General features: G+C 42.0%; 1 pseudogene. It reads left to right on the top strand.

The window, feature by feature from the left end:
• Positions 1-73: 73 nt before the first annotated feature.
• A pseudogene (locus tag SB658_RS24335) lies at positions 74-269 on the top strand (stage III sporulation protein SpoIIIAB); the annotation flags it as partial.

Below are 269 nucleotides of genomic sequence, written 5' to 3'. Positions count from 1 at the left end.
AGCTGAAATTATGTATGGTTAAACACCTCTAGCGCGTGCAGCAGAGCAAATTGCGTCACAAGTAGGCACTCCTGTGAATCGGTTATTTGAACAATTTGCAGAAAAGCTGAAAGGTGGAACTTTTTCTGTACGGCATGCATGGAATGAGAGTCTTGAGGATGTTTGGAAAAAAACCGTCTTAAAAAAAGGCGAATATGAGGCACTGAAGCACTTTGGAGAAACACTTGGCCAGCATGATGTCACGTCTCAGCAAAAATATATCAAGCTTG

Origin of the sequence: Bacillus sp. SIMBA_008, assembly GCF_046535495.1 — a bacterium.
In the GTDB taxonomy this organism is placed as follows: domain Bacteria; phylum Bacillota; class Bacilli; order Bacillales; family Bacillaceae; genus Bacillus; species Bacillus subtilis.
The sequence above is the reverse complement of the archived record's forward strand: the minus strand, read 5'-3'. Positions and strand labels throughout refer to the sequence as shown.